The 20,257-nt window shown below is 64.4% G+C and carries 20 protein-coding genes, 1 tRNA gene and 1 pseudogene; 15 read left to right on the top strand and 7 right to left on the bottom strand.

The genetic code is table 11. The annotated features are described in order from the left end of the window. Positions 1 to 10: 10 nt before the first annotated feature. The 4 genes from phoU to O6W96_RS15690 all read left to right on the top strand — a co-directional run bounded on the left by phoU (position 11) and on the right by O6W96_RS15690 (position 2,866). Positions 11 to 700 carry a phosphate signaling complex protein PhoU gene (gene phoU, locus O6W96_RS15705; RefSeq protein ID WP_056489018.1) on the top strand — a complete coding sequence of 230 codons (690 nt, stop codon included), beginning with the start codon at positions 11 to 13 and terminating at the stop codon, positions 698 to 700. Further along, positions 700 to 1,392, top strand: a complete 693-nt coding sequence (phoB, locus tag O6W96_RS15700) for a phosphate regulon transcriptional regulator PhoB (protein WP_055873047.1) — start codon at positions 700 to 702, stop codon at positions 1,390 to 1,392. Before phoU ends, phoB begins: the two co-directional genes overlap by 1 nt. Before the next feature lie 116 nt (positions 1,393 to 1,508). Further along, positions 1,509 to 1,868: a hypothetical protein gene (locus O6W96_RS15695; RefSeq protein ID WP_353470433.1), complete on the top strand. Its 360-nt coding sequence runs from the start codon at positions 1,509 to 1,511 to the stop codon at positions 1,866 to 1,868. A 98-nt stretch (positions 1,869 to 1,966) separates the two neighbouring features. Continuing rightward, a complete protein-coding gene (locus O6W96_RS15690) occupies positions 1,967 to 2,866 on the top strand; it encodes an SDR family NAD(P)-dependent oxidoreductase (protein ID WP_353470432.1) in 900 nt (299 codons plus the stop codon). A gap of 168 nt (positions 2,867 to 3,034) precedes the next feature. Here O6W96_RS15690 and O6W96_RS15685 read toward each other — a convergent pair whose 3' ends face one another. Further along, the gene (locus tag O6W96_RS15685) at positions 3,035 to 3,667 is read right to left on the bottom strand and encodes a S24 family peptidase (protein WP_353470431.1); all 633 of its coding nucleotides are present in this window, start codon (positions 3,665 to 3,667) and stop codon (positions 3,035 to 3,037) included. Positions 3,668 to 3,782: 115 nt separating this feature from the next. On the opposite strand from O6W96_RS15685, the gene O6W96_RS15680 reads away from it, so the two are divergent. The 4 genes from O6W96_RS15680 to O6W96_RS15665 all read left to right on the top strand — a co-directional run bounded on the left by O6W96_RS15680 (position 3,783) and on the right by O6W96_RS15665 (position 6,813). After that, positions 3,783 to 3,959 (top strand): hypothetical protein, encoded by a 177-nt coding sequence (locus O6W96_RS15680; protein ID WP_165895153.1) that lies wholly within the window; start codon positions 3,783 to 3,785, stop codon positions 3,957 to 3,959. A gap of 2 nt (positions 3,960 to 3,961) precedes the next feature. Then, a complete protein-coding gene (locus O6W96_RS15675) occupies positions 3,962 to 4,282 on the top strand; it encodes a hypothetical protein (protein ID WP_353470430.1) in 321 nt (106 codons plus the stop codon). Positions 4,283 to 4,349: 67 nt separating this feature from the next. Further along, positions 4,350 to 5,534: an acyl-CoA dehydrogenase gene (locus tag O6W96_RS15670; protein WP_353470429.1), complete on the top strand. Its 1,185-nt coding sequence runs from the start codon at positions 4,350 to 4,352 to the stop codon at positions 5,532 to 5,534. Between the two features lie 130 nt (positions 5,535 to 5,664). Further along, entirely contained in the window at positions 5,665 to 6,813 is a 1,149-nt protein-coding gene (locus O6W96_RS15665; protein ID WP_353470428.1) for a CaiB/BaiF CoA transferase family protein, read from the top strand. A 79-nt stretch (positions 6,814 to 6,892) separates the two neighbouring features. On the opposite strand, the gene O6W96_RS15660 is transcribed toward O6W96_RS15665, so the two are convergent. After that, the gene (locus tag O6W96_RS15660) at positions 6,893 to 8,188 is read right to left on the bottom strand and encodes a sugar MFS transporter (RefSeq protein WP_353470427.1); all 1,296 of its coding nucleotides are present in this window, start codon (positions 8,186 to 8,188) and stop codon (positions 6,893 to 6,895) included. A 107-nt stretch (positions 8,189 to 8,295) separates the two neighbouring features. Here O6W96_RS15660 and O6W96_RS15655 point away from each other — a divergent pair, with 107 nt between their 5' ends. The 5 genes from O6W96_RS15655 (at position 8,296) to O6W96_RS15635 (ending at position 13,265) form a co-directional block, all read left to right on the top strand. Next, positions 8,296 to 8,841 (top strand): (2Fe-2S)-binding protein, encoded by a 546-nt coding sequence (locus O6W96_RS15655; protein WP_353470426.1) that lies wholly within the window; start codon positions 8,296 to 8,298, stop codon positions 8,839 to 8,841. Between the two features lie 352 nt (positions 8,842 to 9,193). Then, complete coding sequence (locus O6W96_RS15650) at positions 9,194 to 10,183, top strand: RcnB family protein (RefSeq protein ID WP_353470425.1); 990 nt, start codon at positions 9,194 to 9,196, stop codon at positions 10,181 to 10,183. Between the two features lie 116 nt (positions 10,184 to 10,299). Then, a complete protein-coding gene (locus O6W96_RS15645) occupies positions 10,300 to 10,983 on the top strand; it encodes a prolyl hydroxylase family protein (protein WP_353470424.1) in 684 nt (227 codons plus the stop codon). Between the two features lie 384 nt (positions 10,984 to 11,367). Continuing rightward, entirely contained in the window at positions 11,368 to 13,143 is a 1,776-nt protein-coding gene (recJ, locus tag O6W96_RS15640; protein WP_353470423.1) for a single-stranded-DNA-specific exonuclease RecJ, read from the top strand. 47 nt (positions 13,144 to 13,190) lie between these two features. Next, positions 13,191 to 13,265: transfer RNA gene (locus tag O6W96_RS15635), tRNA-Glu, on the top strand. Positions 13,266 to 13,668: 403 nt separating this feature from the next. Here O6W96_RS15635 and O6W96_RS15630 read toward each other — a convergent pair. Continuing rightward, positions 13,669 to 14,991, bottom strand: a complete 1,323-nt coding sequence (locus tag O6W96_RS15630; RefSeq protein ID WP_353470422.1) for a class I SAM-dependent methyltransferase — start codon at positions 14,989 to 14,991, stop codon at positions 13,669 to 13,671. Positions 14,992 to 15,147: 156 nt separating this feature from the next. Then, entirely contained in the window at positions 15,148 to 15,558 is a 411-nt protein-coding gene (locus O6W96_RS15625) for a hypothetical protein (RefSeq protein WP_353470421.1), read from the bottom strand. Positions 15,559 to 16,003: 445 nt separating this feature from the next. Between O6W96_RS15625 and O6W96_RS15620 the strand changes: the two genes are divergently transcribed. Both O6W96_RS15620 and O6W96_RS15615 read left to right on the top strand, forming a co-directional pair. Further along, positions 16,004 to 16,219 (top strand): hypothetical protein, encoded by a 216-nt coding sequence (locus O6W96_RS15620; RefSeq protein ID WP_353470420.1) that lies wholly within the window; start codon positions 16,004 to 16,006, stop codon positions 16,217 to 16,219. A 361-nt stretch (positions 16,220 to 16,580) separates the two neighbouring features. After that, positions 16,581 to 16,691, top strand: a pseudogene (locus O6W96_RS15615) (transposase); the annotation flags it as partial. Between the two features lie 288 nt (positions 16,692 to 16,979). On the opposite strand, the gene O6W96_RS15610 reads toward O6W96_RS15615, so the two are convergent. The 3 genes from O6W96_RS15610 to O6W96_RS15600 are packed head-to-tail and all read right to left on the bottom strand — an operon-like array spanning position 16,980 to position 20,207. Next, positions 16,980 to 18,479, bottom strand: coding sequence for a tryptophan halogenase family protein (locus tag O6W96_RS15610; RefSeq protein ID WP_353470419.1), 1,500 nt, complete (start codon positions 18,477 to 18,479; stop codon positions 16,980 to 16,982). Next, positions 18,476 to 19,510, bottom strand: a complete 1,035-nt coding sequence (locus tag O6W96_RS15605) for a cupin-like domain-containing protein (protein ID WP_353470418.1) — start codon at positions 19,508 to 19,510, stop codon at positions 18,476 to 18,478. Before O6W96_RS15605 ends, O6W96_RS15610 begins: the two co-directional genes overlap by 4 nt. Further along, positions 19,503 to 20,207, bottom strand: a complete 705-nt coding sequence (locus O6W96_RS15600) for a SapC family protein (protein ID WP_353470417.1) — start codon at positions 20,205 to 20,207, stop codon at positions 19,503 to 19,505. The genes O6W96_RS15605 and O6W96_RS15600 overlap by 8 nt, the downstream gene beginning before the upstream one ends. Positions 20,208 to 20,257 lie beyond the last annotated feature (50 nt).

Below are 20,257 nucleotides of genomic sequence, written 5' to 3'. Positions count from 1 at the left end.
GGAAACGACCATGAACACGCATACGGTCAAGGCCTTCGACAACGACATCGGCGAGCTCCGCGGGTTAATCTCGCAGATGGGCGGGCTCGCCGAGGACGCGATCGACAAGGCGATGCAGGCGCTGCAACGCAATGACCTCGCGCTCGCGGAACAGGTACGCGTCGCCGACAAGCAGATCGACGTCATCGAGGCGGAGGTCGAGCGACTGGCGGTGCGGATCATCGCGTTGCGCGCGCCGATGGCGGTCGACCTGCGCGAGGTGGTCGCCGCGCTGAAGATCGCCGGCGTCGTCGAGCGGATCGGCGATTACGCCAAGAACATCGCCAAGCGCGTGCCGATGATCGAGAGCGAGCATCGGATCGAGCCGATCTCGATCCTGCCCGCGATGGGCCGGATGGCGAGCGAGATGGTCCACGACGTACTCGACGCGTTTGCCGCGCGCGACGCGGAAGAGGCGGTGCGCGTGGTCGAAAGCGACAATGCGCTGGACGATTTCTACGACAGCATCTTCCGTACGCTCGTCACCTACATGGTCGAGAATCCGAAGACGATCAGCCAGGTCGCGCATCTGCTGTTCGTCGCCAAGAACCTCGAGCGGATCGGCGATCACGCCACCAACGTCGCCGAGATGGTCTATTTCGCCGCGACCGGCACGCAGATGGTCGATCGCGAACGCGGCATAAAGAAGGAGCAGGCATAATGGCACGCGCGAAAATGCTGTTGGTCGAAGACGATGCTGCGCTGGCCGAATTGCTGGTCTGGCATTTCAAGCGCGAGGATTTCGAGATCGCGCATACCCCCGACGGCGAGGAAGCGCTGCTGCTCGCCAAGGAGAAGGTGCCCGATATTGTCCTGCTCGACTGGATGGTCGAGGGGCTGTCGGGGATCGAGGTCTGTCGTCGCCTGCGCCGCGCACCCGAGACGCAGAACGTGCCGATCATCATGCTCACCGCGCGCGGTGAGGAAGAGGATCGCGTGCGGGGTCTCGAAACCGGTGCGGACGATTATGTGACGAAACCCTTCTCGCCGCGCGAACTCGTCGCGCGCGTCGGTGCGGTATTGCGCCGCGTGCGCCCTGCCCTCGCCGGTGAGGCGCTCAGCTATGCCGACATCGAGATGGACACGGTCGGTCACAAGGTCCGCCGCTCGGGCGAAGTCGTCTCGCTCGGACCGACCGAATTCCGCCTGTTGAAGCATTTCCTAGAGCATCCCGGCTGGGTGTTCTCGCGCGAGCGGCTGCTCGATGCGGTGTGGGGGCATGACAGCGATATCGAGAGCCGGACGGTCGACGTGCACATCCGGCGGCTGCGGAAAGCGATCAACGTCGGCGAGCGTCCGGACATCATCCGCACCGTCCGTTCGGCGGGCTATTCGCTCGATACGGGCGGATAAGGACTCTGTCCCGCGATGGGGCGAATGGAATCGGATGCGAAACGAAGGACCCAAGCGCGACTTAGTGCGTTCAGACGTCGCGCTACCAAAATGGTGCACCCATTTAGGAGATTCGTATGAAGTCCATTCTTCTCGCCGCTGCCGCTCTTCTTGCGACGCCCGTGATCGCCCAGACGACGCCCCCGGCAGACCCTGCCGCGCAGACTGCGCCGGCCGATCCCGCCATGCAGGCGCCGCCCGCTGACCAGGCCGCACCGGCAGACCAGGCGATGCCAGCACCGGCCGATCCGGCCATGGCGCCCGCTGACCCCGCAGCAAACCCCGCGCCGATGGCCGGCGCACCAATGGCAGGCGCACCCTCGGGTCGCGTGACCTTCGGTCAGCCAACCGTGACGCCTCCGACGCCAGCACCGGCCGATTATCCCGTGTGCTCGAAGACGGTCAAGGACGGCTGCCGTAACCGCGGCGGTAAGTAACTGACATCACTGCAGGCGGCGGACCGATCTGCCGCTTGCACGGCCAGCTTTACGTTCTAGGAAAGGCGCTCCAACGATAAGAGAGGAGCGCCTTTTCCATGTCTATCAGCTTTGAAGGCCGCGTTGCGATCGTCACCGGCGCAGGCGGCGGCCTCGGCCGTGAATATGCGCTCGAACTCGCCCGCCGTGGTGCGAAAGTGGTCGTCAACGATCTCGGCGCCTCGCGCGACGGCACCGGCCATTCCGACGCCGCGCTGAAAGTCGTCGAGGAAATCGAAGCGGCCGGCGGCGAGGCGATGTCGAACGGCGGCAGCGTCACAGATTACGACCAGATGGTCGAGATGGTCGCCCGCGCTTCCGAGAAATGGGGCGGCGTCCATATCCTCATCAACAACGCCGGCGTGCTGCGCGACAAGAGCTTCGCCAAGATGGAGCCCGCCGACTTCAAGTTCGTCGTCGACGTCCATTTGAACGGCTCGGCCAACGCCACCAAGGCGGTGTGGGACACGATGCGCAGCCAGAACTATGGCCGAATCCTGATGACCGCGTCATCGACCGGCCTCTACGGCAATTTCGGCCAGGCGAATTACGGCGCAGCGAAGCTCGGTCTCGCCGGCCTGACCAAGACGCTCGCGATCGAAGGCGCGAAGAACAACATCAAGGTCAACACGATCGCCCCGACTGCGGGCACGCGCATGACGCAGGACATCTTCCCCGAGGAAGCGTTCAAGGCCTTCTCCCCCGACAAGGTTGCGCCCGCCGCTGTGTTTCTCGTATCGGAGGACGCGCCGACCAACATGATCGTCGGCGCAGGCGCGGGCGTGTTCCAGGCGGCGTACGTCACGCTCACGCAGGGCAAGCTGCTGACCGGCGACGACCTGTCGGTCGAGGGTGTCGCCGCACATTGGGACGCAATCATCGACCGTGCGGGCGAGATCGTCCCGCAGTCGGGCTCGGAACAGTCGATGACTATCCTGAGCAAGCTTCAGGGGCGGTAAACGGCGGATCGATAGCACGTCGATCCTCCCCCGCCAGGGGGAGGTGGCAGGCGTCAGCCTGACGGAGGGGGCGGCGGCGATGACCATCGTATCGTGTCCTCCCCCTCCGTCACCTTCGGCGACACCTCCCCCTTGCGGGGGAGGATTCAAGCATTGAACGCTAGCCTGCTATCGCGGCTCGCGCATTTGCCAGACTACGCGGCCGATAACGGCTATCCCTCCGTCCGGCACAACCGCCGCGTCCGGATTATCGCTCGTCGCAACCAGCGCTCCCCGTATAAGGGCAACCCGCTTCACCATCACCGCGTCGTCGATCCGGATGACGTACACACCCCCCTTTGCACGCGGTGTACGGTCGGCGGTATCGACCACGATGTGATCGCCGTCGAACAGTCCCGGCTCCATCGAACTGCCGCGCACACGGATGATCGCCGCCTGCCCGTCCCTTAGCCCGAGTTTCCGCGCGAGGCCGAGGTCTAGCGTGTCGGTGCCGAGCACGATCTCGCCATCGACCAGCGAGCCCGGCCCCGCCGACGCCGCGACGTCGAGCTTGCGGATGCGGAACCCTGCCGGCCGGTCGGCGGGTGCGCCCAGCCTTGCCTCGCTCACTCCCAGATATTCCGACAGCAATCGGCGGTCGCGTTCGCCGAGCACCCGCGGCGATCCACGTCGGACATATTGCTGAAGATACGCCGCGTTGCGCCCCAGCATCGCCGACAATGCCGCCAGACTGTCGCCACGCGCCGCTGCCAGCGTTGCCAGCGCGGTTCTTGGATCGGGATCGGACACGGTTCTAGCCACGCCCGAACCGTAGCGTAGGAATTTTCCTAGACAAGTAGGATTTGCCGGAACAGATCAAGAACATAGGCAGGGACCCGGGCCAGGGATTCGGGGCCAGGAACAGGAAGGAGCGACCATGTCCGTTCTCATCAAGATCGACCGATATCTGCGGCAGACCGGCATGCCGACTTCCAAGTTTGGCCGGTTGGCGGTCGGCGATCCGCGGCTGGTCCACGATCTCCGACTCGGTCGCCAGCCGCGCGCGCCGATGGTGGCGCGGATCGAAACCTTCATAGAACGGCACGGGTCGTGAGGATGGACGCGATCCGTGGCCCCGACGCGGGCACGCTGCTGATCCGCGCGCTTCGCAGCCATGCGGGGGCGGCGGACCTTACAATGCATGTAGAGTCGATCGCGTGCACGCCGTGGGCAAGCGCGACCTTCGTCGGCACGCTGCACCGGCTGACGATCGCGGCGATGCCCGTACCCGGTCTTCGAGACTGGATCGACGCGTTGCCCGGAGCGGAGTTCGCGATGCGTGGGCATATCGTCGCCGATCTGGTGGTCGACCGCATCGAGACGATCGACGACCGCGAGCATGTGACGATCGCGGTACTGACGCTGATCGACGCGTAAACGTCTCGACAGGGGTGGACTTTCGCTGGCCGAACCACGAAGTCGGCGGTCAACGAAGGAGATTCATATGGCCGGGATGGGCAAGTTCGACTGGGCGGATCCGTTCCTGCTCGACGATCAGTTGAGCGAGGACGAGCGGATGATCCGCGACAGCGCGAAGGCCTATGCCGACGACAAGCTCGCGCCGCGGATCATCGATGCGTTCCAGCACGAGCATACCGATCCCGCGATTTTTCGCGAGATGGGCGCGCTGGGGCTGCTCGGGCCGACCATCCCCGAGGAATATGGCGGCGTGGGTGCGTCGTACGTCGCCTACGGGCTGGTTGCGCGCGAGGTGGAGCGAATCGACTCGGGCTATCGCTCGATGATGTCGGTGCAGTCGAGCCTCGTGATGTATCCGATCAATGCATTCGGGTCCGAAGAGCAGAAGCGCAAATACCTCCCGAAACTCGCGACCGGCGAGTGGATCGGCTGTTTCGGGCTGACCGAGCCCGATGCGGGGTCGGATCCTGGCGGGATGACGACGCGCGCGAAGAAGACCGCGAACGGCTATGTGATCTCGGGCGCGAAGACGTGGATCTCGAACTCGCCGATCGCGGACGTGTTCGTGATCTGGGCGAAGTCCGACGACCATGGTGGTGGCATCCGCGGCTTTATCCTGGAGCGCGGGATGAAGGGGCTGGAGACGCCCAAGATCGAGGGCAAGCTGTCGCTGCGCGCGTCGATCACCGGCATGGTGATGATGGACGAGGTCGAGGTCGGCGACGACGCGCTACTGCCCGACGTGCAGGGATTGAAGGGGCCGTTCGGCTGCCTCAATCGTGCGCGGTACGGGATTTCCTGGGGGGCTTTGGGCGCGGCCGAGTTCTGTTTCCATGCGGCGCGGCAATACGGGCTGGATCGCAACCAGTTCGGCACGCCGCTGGCCGGGCGGCAGCTTTTCCAGAAGAAGCTGGCGGACATGGAGACCGAGATCGCGCTCGGGTTGCAGGCGTCGTTGCGCGTCGGGCGGCTGATGGACGAGGGCAGGTTCGCGCCGGAAATGGTGTCGATCGTCAAGCGCAACAACGTCGGCAAGGCGCTCGATATCGCGCGGATGTCTCGCGACATGCACGGCGGCAACGGGATTTCGGGGGAATATCAGGTGATGCGTCACCTGATGAACCTGGAGACGGTCAACACGTACGAGGGCGCGCATGACGTGCATGCGCTGATCCTCGGGCGCGCGATCACGGGTATTGCTGCGTTTTGAAGGCTGCGCGAAGATCGTCACACCACCCCGGCGAAGGCCGGGGCCCAATTGGGGGACAAGCCTTGGCAGATGCTGTGCGTTGTTACTCCAACCTTTCCAATTGGGCCCCGGCCTCCGCCGGGGTAGTGCTGTGAGCGTAGAGGGCAAACCTTCGCCCCTCACCGGCCTGAAGGTTGTCGAACTCGCTCGGATTCTTGCAGGGCCTTGGGCGGGACAGGTCCTCGCCGATCTTGGCGCGGACGTGGTCAAGATCGAGAGCCCGGCCGGTGACGACACGCGAACCTGGGGGCCGCCGTTCATCGACAACCCCGACGGCACGCGCGACGCTGCGTATTTCCATGCCGCCAACCGCGGGAAGCGGTCGGTCGTCGCCGACTTCACCACCCCCGAGGGCCAAGCGATCGTCCGCGACCTGATTGTCGATACCGATGTCGTGATCGAGAACTTCAAGGTCGGTGGGCTCGTCAAATACGGGCTCGACTACGCCACGCTGGCCTCGATTAACCCACGCTTGGTGTATTGCTCGATCACCGGGTTCGGGCAGGACGGCCCCTATGCGCCGCGCGCGGGCTACGACTTCATCGTCCAGGGCATGAGCGGAATCATGGACCTGACCGGCGAGCCCGATGGCGCGCCGCAGAAGATCGGCGTTGCATTCGCCGACATCATGACTGGGCTGTATTCCGTGATCGCGATCCAGGCGGCGCTGGCGATGCGCGAGCGGACCGGCCTGGGTCAGCAGATCGACATGGCGCTGCTCGATACGATGACGGGGGTGCTCGCCAACCAGGCGATGAACTGGTTTGCGAGCGGCGTGTCGCCGACGCGGGTCGGGAATGCGCATATGAACGTGTGTCCCTATGCGGTGTTTCCGTGCGCCGATGGGTGGTTCATCCTGGCGGTCGGGAATGACGGGCAGTTCCGGCGGTTCTGCGACGCGATGGGCTTGCCCGAGATGCGCGACGATCCGCGGTTCGCGACCAATGCCGGGCGGCTGGCGTTCAAGGACGTGTTGTTTGAGGGGATCGAGGCGACGACGTCTCTGGTGCCTAAGCTGGCGTTGCTGGCGCGGCTGGAGGCGGTCGGGGTGCCGGCCGGGCCGATCAACACCGTCGCGCAGGCGTTCGACGATCCGCAAGTCGTCGCGCGGGGGATGGCGATCGACGTCGCGCGGCCGGATGGGTCTCTGGTCCCGGGGCTGCGTACGCCGATCCGGTTTTCGGATGCGGATCTGGCAACCGGACGGGCGGCGCCGATGCTGCCCCTGTCGTCATCCTGACGAAAGTCAGGATCCAGAGCCACCAGCGTCATCCGCCGTGGCTCTGGATCCTGGGTCAAGCCCAGGATGACGGAGTGGGTTAGGCCACCACCTCGGCCACCGGCTTCCGAGCATACAACCCATAAGCCAGGATCAGCGCATAGCAGATCGCCGGGAGCAGCAGCGCGAAGTGCAAGCTGCCCGACTTGTCCGCCAGCATCCCCGTCAGATACGGGACGATCGCGCCGCCGACGATCGCCGTGGCGATTACGCCCGACCCTTCCGCCGCACGCTTGCCGAGACCCTCGGAGGCGAGCGAGAAGATCGTCGGGAACATCACCGCGTTCATCAGGCCGATCGCGAGCAACGCCCAACCCGACAAAGCGCCCTCCGTGTTCGCCGAGATCAGGATCAGCGCCAGCGTGCCCGTCGCGACGCCCGCGAGCACCTTGCCCGGCGACACCTTGTTCAGCACGTAGGCGCCGATGAACCGGCCGACCAGCGCGCCGCCCCAGTAGAACGGCACGTGCTTGCCCGCCGCGACATCGCTCAGGCCCATCACGCTCGGCTGCATCAGGTAATTGACGATCAGCGAGCCGACCGCGACTTCGGCGCCGACGTATAGGAAGATGCACGCCGTCCCCATCGCGAAGCGCGGGCGCTTGAGCAGCGTGAATGCATGGAAGATGCTGCCGGTCTGGTCCTGCTCCTCGTTGAGCCGGTTGCGACGGGTCCACACGACCGCAGCGACGATCAGCAGCGCGATCGCGAGGCCGATATAGGTGTGCACGACGGCCCGCGACGACTCGGTCCGGTACGCGTCGAGCGCGGCGCCGGTGAGCTTCGAGGAGTCGACCGTCGCCAGCCCGCCGAGGATCAGCGCGGAGCCGACATACGGGAAGATGGTGGTGCCGAGCGAGTTGAACGCCTGCGCGAAGGTCAGCCGGCTCGAGGCGGACTTGGGGTGGCCGAGCGCCGAGATCAGCGGGTTGGCGACCACCTGCACGACGGTGATGCCGGCGCCGAGCACGAACAGCGCGAATAGGAACATGCCGAAGCTCGCCTGCCCTGCGGCGGGGATGAACAACAGGCAGCCCGCGGTCATCGTCACGAGGCCGATCGACGCGGTCCGCATGTAGCCGGCTTTCCGGACGATCGCGGCGGCGGGGATCGAGAACAGCGCATAGGCGAGGAAGAATGCCGACTGGACCAGCATCGCGGTCGCGTGGTCGAGCGTGAAGAGCTCCTTCATCTTGGGGATGATGATGTCGTTCAGCGAGGTGATGCCGCCGAAGATGAAGAACAGCGCGAACACGAACACGCGCAGATCGGGCGCGTCGTAGCCGTGGCTGGCATCGCCTCCGGCCGCGGCGGTGGATTTGGTATCGACGTGCATCTGTATTGCGCCCTCTCGCGGTATTATTAACCTAGGACATAAGCGCTGGCGGTGGCGCGTGGCAATGCCGCGTGGTGCGATCCGTCCCAGCGGGCTAGGATGGCGGCATGAGCCGCTTCACCGTCAACAACGAGCCGATCGAATACAAACTCGACAACGATACGCCGTTGCTATGGGCTTTGCGCGATGCGTCGAACCTGACCGGGACGAAATACGGCTGCGGCACCGGGCACTGCGGCGCGTGCACGGTCGATATCGACGGGCGTGCGATGCGGAGCTGTCGCGTGCCGATCGGCTCGATCGAGGGTGCTTACGTCACGACGATCGAGGGGCTGTCGCGTGAACGCAATCACCCGGTGCAACTGGCCTTCATTGCCGAGGCGGTGCCGCAGTGCGGATTTTGCATTTCGGGGATGATCATCGCCGCCGCGGCGTTGCTGAAGCGCAATGCAGATCCGAGCGAAGCGCTGATCCGCGAGCAGATCACCAACTTGTGCCGGTGCGGGGTGTATCCGCGGGTGGTGGAGGCGATCCAACGCGCCGGGCGAGCGACGCGGGGGGAAGAAGTTATTCCGGCCGGACCGCGCCCGGGGATAGATCCCGCGGACTCCGCGCGATTGGTGCCCGCGCTAGTGCCGCCGCCGGCGCGGTAGCGCGCGCTTCAGTGCCAAGCATGTCCTCCCGCGAAGGCGGGAGTCCAGTCTGGACTCCCGCCTTCGCGGGAGGACAAGGTTCGCGATGAACACGTCGGCGGTTTCCACCACCCCGGCGGAGGCCGGGGCCCATTTGGAACGTCCAAGGTGATTGGTCGCGCGCCGCGTTATTCTCCGCCCCCAATTGGGCCCCGGCCTTCGCCGGGGTGGATGCTTCAGAGACGTAGCGACGTATCCGACCTAAACCTGTCTGATCGCTGACGAACCCATTCAGCCTCTCCACACACGAGATCGACTAGGCCCGACACATCATAGGAGCCGGCTCGTGCGCCGGCAGTCGAGGACGACGGCGATGACGGGCAAGTTTCTCAAACTCTTGATGGCGGCTTCCGCGTTGGTGCCGGCAACCATGATGGCAACAACCGCGACCGCGCAACAGGTCGACCAGGACCCCGGTGACCGTGGCCAGCGCCCCGATCGCGGCCAGCGTCAGGATCGTGGCGATCGGGGCCCACGTCCAGACGGGCAATCTTTCCAGCAGCAGCGCCCCGACCGCCCCGCCGCGCCCGATCAGGGCCAGCGCCCGCAACGCGCCGATCTTGGCACGCAACCGCAAGTCCGCGGCGACCGACCCGATGGTCAAGGCCGTCCCGACTGGAACGGGCAGCGCGACGGGCAACGTGGCGACCGTCAGGCTTGGAACGGCCAGCGCGGCGCTGGCCAAGGCTGGAACGGCCAGAACCGTCCCGACCCGCAGGCCGGCCAGAACCGCCCCGACTGGAACCGCGACCAGGGACGGCCCGGTTTCGATCGCGGTAACCAGCAAGCGGATCGCGGCCAGTTCGACCGCAATGGTGGACGCGGCGATTGGCGTAACGACGGGCGCAATGACAACCGGGGCGACAACCGCGGCGATTGGCGCAACGGAAACCGCGTCGGCTACCAGAACCGCCAGCCCAACCGCGCCTATGGCAACGTCCAGGGCTATGGTCGCAGCGGCTACAACCAGGGCCATTACAACCAGGGCGGCGCGTGGAACCGTGGCTGGCGCAACGACAACCGCTATGCCTGGAGCAATTACCGCGCATCCAATCGCGGCGCATACCGCCTGCCACGCTACTATGCGCCGAGCGGCTGGGGGTCGGGCTATCGTCGCTTCGGTGTCGGTTTTTCGCTGAACAGCATCCTCTACAACCAGAATTACTGGATCCAGGACCCGTACACCTACCGCCTGCCCGAAGCCTACGGGCCGTACCGCTGGGTGCGCTATTACAACGACGCGTTGCTGGTCGATCTCGACAGCGGCCGCGTGGTCGACACGGTGTACGACATCTTCTGGTAGGCTCCGGCCTACTGTCACGCAGTAACAGGGGAGAGCCCCGCGGCGGTCCAGATCGCCGCGGGGCTCTTGCGTTTACCCCTCTTGCCTTTCGGGGCGAGTTCGCCAAATCCTGCGACGTGGGTATCTTTTCAAAAGCCAAGAAGGTCGATCCGGCCGCGGCACTTCGCCAAGCCTTCGGATCGCAGGTCGCCGCGCGCCTCGACGCCAATCCGGCGGTGCAGCGCATCGCGATGGATACGGTGCAGTTCTATTACCAGGACAAGTTCCTCGATCCCGCCACTTGCAAGCGGTTAATCGCCGTCATCGATTCGAAGCGGCGGCCGTCGACCCTGCTCTCGGATCGCCCAAACAGCAATTTCCGGACCAGCGAAAGCTGCGACATGGATCGCTGGTCGCCCGAGGTGCAACCGACCGACGAGGCGATCGCGACGTTACTGGGTATCGACCTGCTTCACGGCGAGACGATGCAGGGCCAGCGCTATGCCCCCGGCCAGCAATTCCGCGCGCACCACGACTATTTCCACGAATCCGAAAGCTATTGGGCGAAGATGCAGGAGCAGGGCGGCCAGCGCACCTGGACCGCAATGGTGTTTCTCAACGACGTCCCCGAAGGCGGCGCGACCTGGTTCCCGCAGGCCGGCGTGAAGATCGCGCCGAAGCGCGGCATGCTGCTCGCGTGGAACAACATGAACCCGGACGGGACGCCGAACGGGCTGACTTTGCACGAGGGCATGCCGGTGGTGGAGGGCGTGAAGTATATCGTGACGAAGTGGTTTCGCGAGCGTCCGTGGATCAAGTGAGGGGCTTGAGCAGAGCATTACCTCGCCTGCCCGCCCCCGTTGCCGAGCCACAGTCGCGCGCCCTCCCCGTTCGCCTTGAGTAGCCGCCGAGTAGCTGCGTCAGCAGCGTATCGAGACAGCGTATCGAAGGACAGGTTGGCGCGCGGAACCCTGCTTCGATACGCGCCATCGATACGCTTCTACAAAGCTACTCGGTCGCTACGCAGCACCAAGGGCGGAGGGGGCGCCCCCTCCTCATTGTTTCCCCGCGAAGGCGGGGACCCAGACTGGGCTCCCGCCTTCGCGGGAGAACATGACGCAATTGGTGCACGCGGTTGGGAGATCGCTCTAACCGCGCGGCCCCTCCCCGCTCGACAATCCCCCCAGAGCCACTAGGTCCAAGGCATGACAGTTCTCGGCGTAACCTCGTCCATCCTCGGCCAACCCTGGCGCTGGCGCGCACTCGCCGCAGACGGCCGGGACGGTTTCGGGAGTGACGGCTTCGGGGGCGGTTCGGGCGACGACCTCGTCACCCAACTCCTGCTCGCCCGAGGCTGCCCCCGCGACGCGCTCGACGCGCACCGCACGCCGTCGATCCGCGCGTTCATGCCCGACCCGTCGATCTTCCGCGACATGGACCGCGCCGCCGAGCGCCTCGCCGATGCCGTGCAAGCCGGCGAACAGGTCGCGATCTTCGGCGACTACGACGTCGACGGCGCCACCTCCGCCGCGCTGATGGTGCTCGTGCTGCGCGATCTCGGCATCGAAGCCCGCCCCTACATCCCCGACCGTCTGCTCGAAGGCTACGGCCCCTCGGGCGAAGCGCTCGTCCGCCTCGCCGGCGAAGGCGCCACGCTGATCGTCACGGTCGATTGCGGCGCGCAGGCGTTCGACGCGCTCGACGCCGCCCGCGACGCGAAGGTCGACGTGATCGTCATCGACCACCACAAATGCTCGACCGCGCTCCCGCACGCGCTCGCGCTGGTAAACCCCAACCGCCTCGACGAGACCGAAGGCGCCGCGCATGGCCATCTCGCCGCGGTCGGCATGTGCTTTCTGGCCGCCGCTGCCCTCGTCCGCACGCTCCGCACCCGCGGGTTCTTCAAGGACCGCGCCGAGCCGAAACTCATCGACCTGCTAGACATCGTCGCGCTAGGCACCGTCGCCGACGTCGCGCAACTCCGCGGCCTTAACCGCGCGTTCGTGTCGCAGGGTCTCAAGGTCATGGGCGCGCGCAAGAACATCGGCGTCGCCGCGCTGATCGAGGCGTCACGCCTGACGCGCAACCCGACCTGCACCGACCTCGGCTTCGCGCTCGGCCCGCGCATCAACGCCGGCGGCCGCGTCGGTCGTGCAGACCTCGGCGTCCGCCTGCTCACCACCCAGGACGCGGACGAAGCCCGCCAGATCGCTACCGAACTCGACCGCCTCAACGAAGAACGCCGCGCGATCGAAACCGTCGTACAGGAAGCCGCTGACCTCCTCTCCAGCCGCGATCGCGCGGTCGCCGTGGTCGCTGGCCATGGCTGGCATCCCGGCGTGATCGGCATCGTCGCCGGCCGCCTCAAGGAAAAGCTCGGCCGACCTGCGATCGTCATCGCGATCGACGAAAACGGTATCGGCAAGGGCTCCGGCCGCTCGATCCCCGGCGTAGACCTAGGCGCAGCGGTGATGGCCGCCCGCGAACACGGCCTGCTGATCGCGGGCGGAGGCCACGCGATGGCCGCCGGCCTGACGATCAGCGAGGCAGCAATTCCCGCCTTCACCGACTTCCTCGAAGAACGCCTCGCCGCCGCCGTCGAACGCTCGAACGGCGACCGCGCGCTCCTGCTCGACGCGGTCCTCGCGGCTGGCGGCGTCAACCCCGGCCTCGTCGAATCAATGGAAGCCGGCGGTCCCTACGGCATGGGCTGGCCAGCGCCGCGCGTGGCGATGGGCCCGGTCCGCGTCATCAAGGCGGATATCGTCGGCAACGGCCACGTCCGCACGATCGTCGCGGGTGACGACGGCCGTAGTATCAAAGTGATGGCCTTCCGCTCAGCCGAGAGCGCGCTAGGTCAGGCGCTGCTGGGCGCCGCCCCCCACCGCAAGCTGTGGCTGGCCGGCCGCGCGAAGATCGACGACTGGTCATCGCGCCCGTCAGCCGAATTGCACGTCGAAGACGCTGCCTGGGCCGATTGAGGGGTTGACGCATCGGCGGCTTCCTTTTAGGCGCCTCCAACCACGCAGGCCCCTTCGTCTAGCGGTTAGGACGCGGCCCTTTCACGGCTGAAGCACGGGTTCGATTCCCGTAGGGGTCACCAACCGCAGTTTTTGCGGATTTCTGATGAAATTGCTGCGTTGGTTGCGCCCATATCTCTAATTTTCTCCCCGAGAATGAGTTTCGGATAGCTAGTATGCTGTCTGGGGTCGACTAGGGCGAAGAAACTGCGCGAGTCTCGAAACTGCTCCAATGAGTCGAGCATTCTGTCCCGAGACCTATGTGAACGAGATTGCGACCGGTCTTACTCGTCCCGCAGAGGCGGCAGACAATCCGGACTGGGCGAGCGGGGTGAATCGGCCGTAGCTAAGCGCATGCGGGCCTTCTACCTAGGTTTGGGCTACGGGCCGATGCGACGGCCGGCTGCCTCACGGATCGGTGCCGGCGAACCGTCTGCACGCCGAATACGATCGTCGCACCCGACCACGCAGGCCGGCTACCCAGCATCACCGCCGCATCAATCCGATCGCCGCCGCCGCGTTCAGCGCGGCCTCGACCTCGTCCGCGGGGAAGACGCCGTCGACCGCGCGGGCGATCTCGGTGATGGTCCGCTCCCCATTGGCGGCCACGAGCAGCGCGCGCAGATCATCCCGCTCGACCTTCACGTCCGCATGGTCCAGCCGTGGCAGCTTCGCCGAGCCTTCGCCGATCGCAAAACGCGCGAAGCGGCTCGTCTCCGGTCGGTCGCCGACCGTCGCGACGAACGGCGCAGGCCCCGAATGCAGGTCGATGAGCGATGCCGCCAGCATCTTCAGGAAAGCATCACGCCAATCATCCAGTTCGATGATCTCGCTCAGCGGTATACGTCCGGGCTGCGCCGCGACGATCCTGTGGAATGCAGCGGTCATAGCGTCATCGGAGAATTTCACGGTCCGCTCATCACCGTCGGTGAACTCGTCTTTTTCCGCGTCGTAGCGAAGCGTGGTGGACACCAGCAGCGCGTCAAAACCGGCGAGATCCAGCGCCCGCTTCACCGGGGCGTCGTCACGGACGAACAGCGAGCAATGGAAGAAGGCGGTGTTGCGGTAATTCCGGCTTTGTGCGCGGCGTAACAGGATACGGTCGGTTTCGCCCGGATCGGCGCCCCCCTCGTCGCCGTCCTGAAGGAACGCCTCGTAGATCTTGGCATAATCCGTGTCGGTCAGATACCGCAGTCCCGCGCGCGCGGCGGTCGCGGCGACGTCGGTCAGCGACTGCGGCGCATAGATTTCTCCCAACTCGTCATGGAACAGCACGACCTCGTTTTTCTCCAGCAGCGATTCGGCCATGCTTCGCAGCGCATCGATCGTCACGCCGCGCCGGGGATCGCTTTTGGCCAGCTCCTCCAGTACGTGGCGCGCCGTCGCCATCCGCTCGGCGATATCGGTGATGCCGTCGAGCTCGTGCAGCAGCAGGTCGCGGATCACCATCCGGAAGTACCCGCCGGGCAAGGCGTTGTAGCTAACATAGGCGATGCCGTGTGGCGCGAGGGCGTGCGCGGCCAGCGCCATGACCGCATCGCGCACCGCCTCTGGCACCCAAGCATAGACGCCGTGCGCTATAACATAGTCGTAGCTGCCCGGCGCGATACGCTCCAGCTCGGTAATAATATCCCCCGTCCACAATAATATATTGGCGATTCCCGCTGCCTCCGATCGAGTCTTGCCGATGGCTATCGCAGTCTCGGCCAGATCGAATCCATGTAGTTGCGCGCTGGGATAGGCCGCCGCCAAGGCCATGAGATTATACGCCTCGCCACATCCGATTTCGAGGACGCGTGCGGAATGCATCGGTGTGGCCGCCAATCCATGTAACCGGCCAAGCATCCCAATCCTATCGGGATGCGTCATCTTGAACAGGCCCGAGGGATAAGCGACGTCATCGTAGCTCGTACTCAGCGGACTTCTCCCATGACAAGATAGGCAGGCCTATGCTTGCTACTCGCATCAAACAATGACTATGATCGCGTTGGCGCTATACATTGGCGTTGCGCTCTGGGGGGCATCGTGGCGCAGGATGGCATTGGCCCGATCGCGAAGATCGCACACCGCCGCGATCGGTTGATCGTCGCCCGATGGCGTGATTTCGCCGAGCAGCGATGCGATCGTCTCGGGCAACGCGGCGCCGCTAGGCGCCGCAAACGTGATCGAGCGAATGCGGACCCGCAGATCCTCGGGCAACGGACACGGGCCACGTTCGAACGCGCCCGACGTATCAACCTGCACGGAGCGCGGCGGCTGTATCGTAGCCGGCTTGGGTTGAAGTTGTTCGCGCGTCGGCACCTGCGCCATCGCACCGGATGCAAGAAGACTTGCGCACAGAGTCAAACGCTTAAAGCACACCCCGCCAATCGACATACTGCCCCCCGCCAGACGTCCCGCAGAAATTATCTGCAATATCTTTTATACTCGGTACGCATACTCGATCTATGGTCCGATTTTCTGGTCTCAGTCTCGGGAAGAGTCAACAGCTCGTAAACTGACAGTTTCCATATTTACCTAAATCAGTAGCTCTAACTTTATAGGACGCGTCTGCTTTTTGTATAATAGTGGATACTGATTAAATTCAGTCGGCTTTATGGATCTCCGTCGAGCTCATGCTGCAAAGTAATCTATCGATATGAAACATAGTGCATAAGACGTTTTGTTGATCGTCGCGCTTCAGGATCGAAATCAATGCCACAGAGCCACGGCAGCGATACTCGCCGGCACGAGATTGAGGGGACGATCGCCCGGCATTCCTAGTGCCGGGACTCCCCGACTTCCTCGCGGGATGTCCCGATCTGGAAATCGTCATGAGCAAGTGGAACGCTGGGTCGATGCAGTGCAAGAGGGCATCGACTGCGTGCTGCGCGACGGGCATCTGGTGACGATTTGCGCCGAACCACGCCGTTTCTCCGCACCGGGCCGCTGGCGGCGGATGTCACCGGCCAACATCGTGCAGAACCGGTTCCACCATACGCATATTGTTTCGTGGCGGTTCTCGATCCTGTGTTCGAATAGCAGATCCTCGACGTAACGGGGCGATAGCGGGAAGCGCACCCACATCATCACCACAAATCCGAATACCTTCGGCGACGAGTTAAAATTACAGGACGGACTGGCGGATTAGCGCAAACTACCCATCACACGCTCTCATGGCAGTCTCGGAACGATCCCTGTTATTTCTTCCGGCTTTCAGGATCTTATAGAATGAAATCGAAGAAGTAGAAGCCGACCGATAATTGATTAGTACGTATGTGTGGTAGTGAATTGCCACCTTTTTTTGTGGTTCATCGCCTATTATAGCGGGGACCAAGTGACGTTTTCCTGTTTTTTGGTCTATTTTAAGAGAGAGTTTTCCGGCCTCGCGAAGCCCTCGGGCGAGGAACTGAAAATGAAAATCTAGGTACACAGACGAGCAGATTGCCTTCGCGCTGAAGCAGGCGGAAACCGGTACGCCGGTGGTCGAATTCATCCGGCGGATGGGGATCTCGGAGCAGACGTTCTACCGCTGAAAGAAGGTGGCGGCGACGTCGGCTGTCATATGACCCGACCATTCGAGCAGCTTTTGGAGGCGTGCTAGATCCATGCTGCTTCTCGTGTAGACAATAGTCCAGCTGGCCAAGGAGCACGTTCGCGATGGGGGTCGCGGGCCGGTTACGATCTGGCGCAGGCTGCTGCGACCACAGCATGGCCCTTTGTAGATCTGGACACGCTTTCAGTAAGAATGCCGCTTACACATCATGGGCACTGCTCTTGTACCCTGATCGTCTAAAACCGAGCGGCTACGCCAAGAATTAGCCGCGAGCAGGGCAATAGCGGGCGAGGAAATCCTGATGTCGCGGTAGCGTCCGGACCGTTTGCGCTATTCCCCTGGAAAGATCGTCGAACGAGGCTTGCAACTCCTGCCCGTTGATGATGCTCGCGATACGATGATGTGCGCGCGGCACGATGCCTTGCCCGAGCATGACCGAAACCCAGGAATCGATCCTGAAAAGGTCGTCCTGTCCCTGCCAGGCGCCAGCGGTCTTCAAGAAAAGTTCGATCCGCTCGGTGAGGCTATCAGGAATCGTCATGCGCGCGCAGTCCCGCCAGAACGATGAATCGTCACGTTGGGTGGCGTGGTAATGCAGGATGATGAAGTCGCGCACATGCTCCCACTCGTGGCGCGACTGCGCATTGAACCGCGAGGCCAGCGCCACATGATCATCACCCTGAAACGGGAATAGCTGGATCAGGCGGATCACCGCATTCATGATCAGATGGATGCTGGTCGATTCGAGCGGTTCGATGAAACCCGCGGCCAGACCCAGCGCGACGCAATTCCGGTTCCAGGCTTGGCGTCGCATCCCCGAGCGGAAGCGCAACGGTCGCGGTTCGAACAGCGGGCGGCCGTCCAGAGCGTCGATCAACGTCGCGTGCGCTTCGTCGTCACTCATGTGCCGGCTGGAATAGACCAGACCGTTACCGGTCCGCGTCTGGAGCGGAATTTGCCAGCGCCAGCCGGCACCGTGCGCGATCGCGCGCGTGTACGGCACCGGCGGCGCGACCGACTCCGTCTGCACCGCGAGCGCCCGATCGGTCGCGAGCCATTCCGACCAATCCTCAAAGCCGGTCCCCAGCGCGCCTTCGGTCAGGAGCGCGCGAAAGCCGGTGCAATCGATGAAAAGGTCGCCCCCGATCCGTTCGCCCGATGCCAGGACGAGCGCTGCGATATCGCCCCCCTCGCCGTTACGTTCGACTCGCTCGATGCGTCCCTCGACGCGCCGCACGCCCCAAGGCTCTGCCAACGTTCGGAGGAACCGCGCATAGGCGGTCGCGTCGAGATGATAGGCGTAGGCCAGCGAATGCTGCTCGTCGTGACCGAAAAGGCCGGCGCCGGCTGCCTGCTGTTCGAGCGAATAGTCACCGTACGCGCCACCGAACCCGCGGGCGCGTGCCTCAAGCCAGAAATGCTGGAAATCGGCGATCGCCACCGACCGGCCGACGCTGCCGAACGGATGAAAATAGCGGTCGCCGACTGTGCGCCAGTTCTCGAACGCGATGCCGAGCTTGAAGGTCGCCTGCGTGGCCTGCATGAACGCGGCCTCGTCGATGCCGAGAAAGGCATGAAAACCCCGCACGGTCGGAATGGTGGATTCGCCGACGCCGACGGTGCCGATCTCGTCCGATTCGACGAGAGTCACATCGACCAGCGGGCCGAGCTGGCGCACGATCGCCGCGGCGGCGATCCAGCCGGCGGTGCCACCGCCAGCGACTATTACGCGGGTGCGCGGACGTTCGGACGTATCGTTCATCGGTTCAGCCGGTGCAGCAGATAGGCGCGCAACTGACGGGCGCCAGACTCGTCGAGCGGTGCGAGCGGTCCGCGTGCCGGCGGTGGCAGATGCGCCGCGACCGCCTCCGCATCGCCGAACACATAATGATCGAACATCGCACGCCACGCGCGCTTTTCCTGCGCGGGCCGGTCGCGCAGGCTGAGCAGCGCGTGCAGCATCGTATCCATCGGCGTGTCCATGAAGGCAGGCGCCGCGTTCCACCAATAGTTTACCAGCACGTTGAAGTCGTCGAGCGCCTCGACGTGATGCCACCACATGGCCGGATAGACGAGAACATCGCCTGCCTCCAGATCGGCCACCGATCCAGCGGCAACCGCGGCGGCGAAGCGGGGGTACGCATCGAGGTCCGGCGCGGCGAAATCGACCATGCTCACCACTTGGCCGCCCGGCGTCGGCGCGAGAGGCCCCGGATAGAGGTTGGCGACCTGGTCCGGTGGAAACAGCGTGAAGCGTCGGCGTCCAACCGCGCAGACCGCCGCGTTGTTCGACATGTCATGATGCGCGGATGCGATCGTGCGGTTGCCGATCCAGATGCTGGCAAGCGGCGCGTGACGAGCGAAGACGTCCCCGGTCGGCGTCAGATCGTTCTCGGCGCGAAAGCCGGGAAGATAGGTGTCGAGATCGGTCGAGCCGAGATAATATGCCGGCGCTTCCGCATCGCCGAGATGGCCAAGCACGGAATCGAGAAAGTCGCCCAGCGCGATCCGCTCGGCCGCAAAGTTCATCGCGGTGGCGGTCTCGTCATAGTGGAAGCGCCCTTTGATCGCGGGATCGCCGACATAGCCAGTGACGGGACGGCCGACGTCGAACCGGCGCAGATACGCGGCAGCTTCTTGCGGCGACCTGCGTCCGGCCTGAACCAGCGGCCAGTCGGCGGCAAGCCCGCGGAGGATCACTGGATCGTCGCTCGCTATCAACCCCTCCAGATCGAACACCCCGGTATGATCAATCTCGCGCACCTTTCGCGATACGCGGAAGCTCTCAGCCATTGAGTTCTTTCCGCAGCTTCCGATCGATCAGGTATCGAAGGTTGCCGAGCGACGACGCGATCCACAACGCGGGTCGCAAAAAGTCGTCGCGGTGGAGCCGTGCCAGGGGTTCGCCGTCGAGCGCAGCGAGCCGCCCCGCATCGATGGTGAACCGATCGGGAATATCGTACCGCCGCCCATCGGCGAGGTCGAGTTGCAGTGTGGCGGGTTCGAGCAGGTCGGCGGCGGCAAACGCGTCGAACATCGCCTTTTCGGTCTCCAGACCGACATAGATCCGTTGCAGCATCGCCGAGACGTGATCGAGCAACGGCGCGTTACCGCCGAGGTCGCGGAACACCGGCTCGCCATTGTCGACGATACGCGGATGGCCGGGGTCGACTTGGATCATCGGCTCGCCACTGGCATCCACACCGATCGAGAAGGGACCGCGTGCCCGTGCCGCCGGCACATACCGCGCGTCCCACCGTTCACCGTCGAGAAACAGGTTCTCGTCCGGATCGAGCCCCAGCAGGACCGTCGCGAAGAGGACGCCATGCTCGTCGCGCCGCAGCAGGATCGCATAATCGCGCTGCAGTTCCTCGAACTCGGCCGGGAAGACGCGCGTCTGGTTGATCGCATCGCCGTAGCGCGCGTGATGACCGACCGCGACACGCAGGTCGCGGTGGTCGACATTGTTAAGCAATACCGGAGAGGCCATCAGATCATCCTAGACGAGGAAGGCCGCTGTCGTCAGCGGCCTTCTCGCCG

Origin of the sequence: Sphingomonas faeni, assembly GCF_040407495.1 — a bacterium.
Lineage (GTDB): Bacteria > Pseudomonadota > Alphaproteobacteria > Sphingomonadales > Sphingomonadaceae > Sphingomonas > Sphingomonas faeni_D.
Note: the sequence above shows the minus strand (reverse complement) of the source record. Positions and strands in the feature narration are given on the sequence as shown.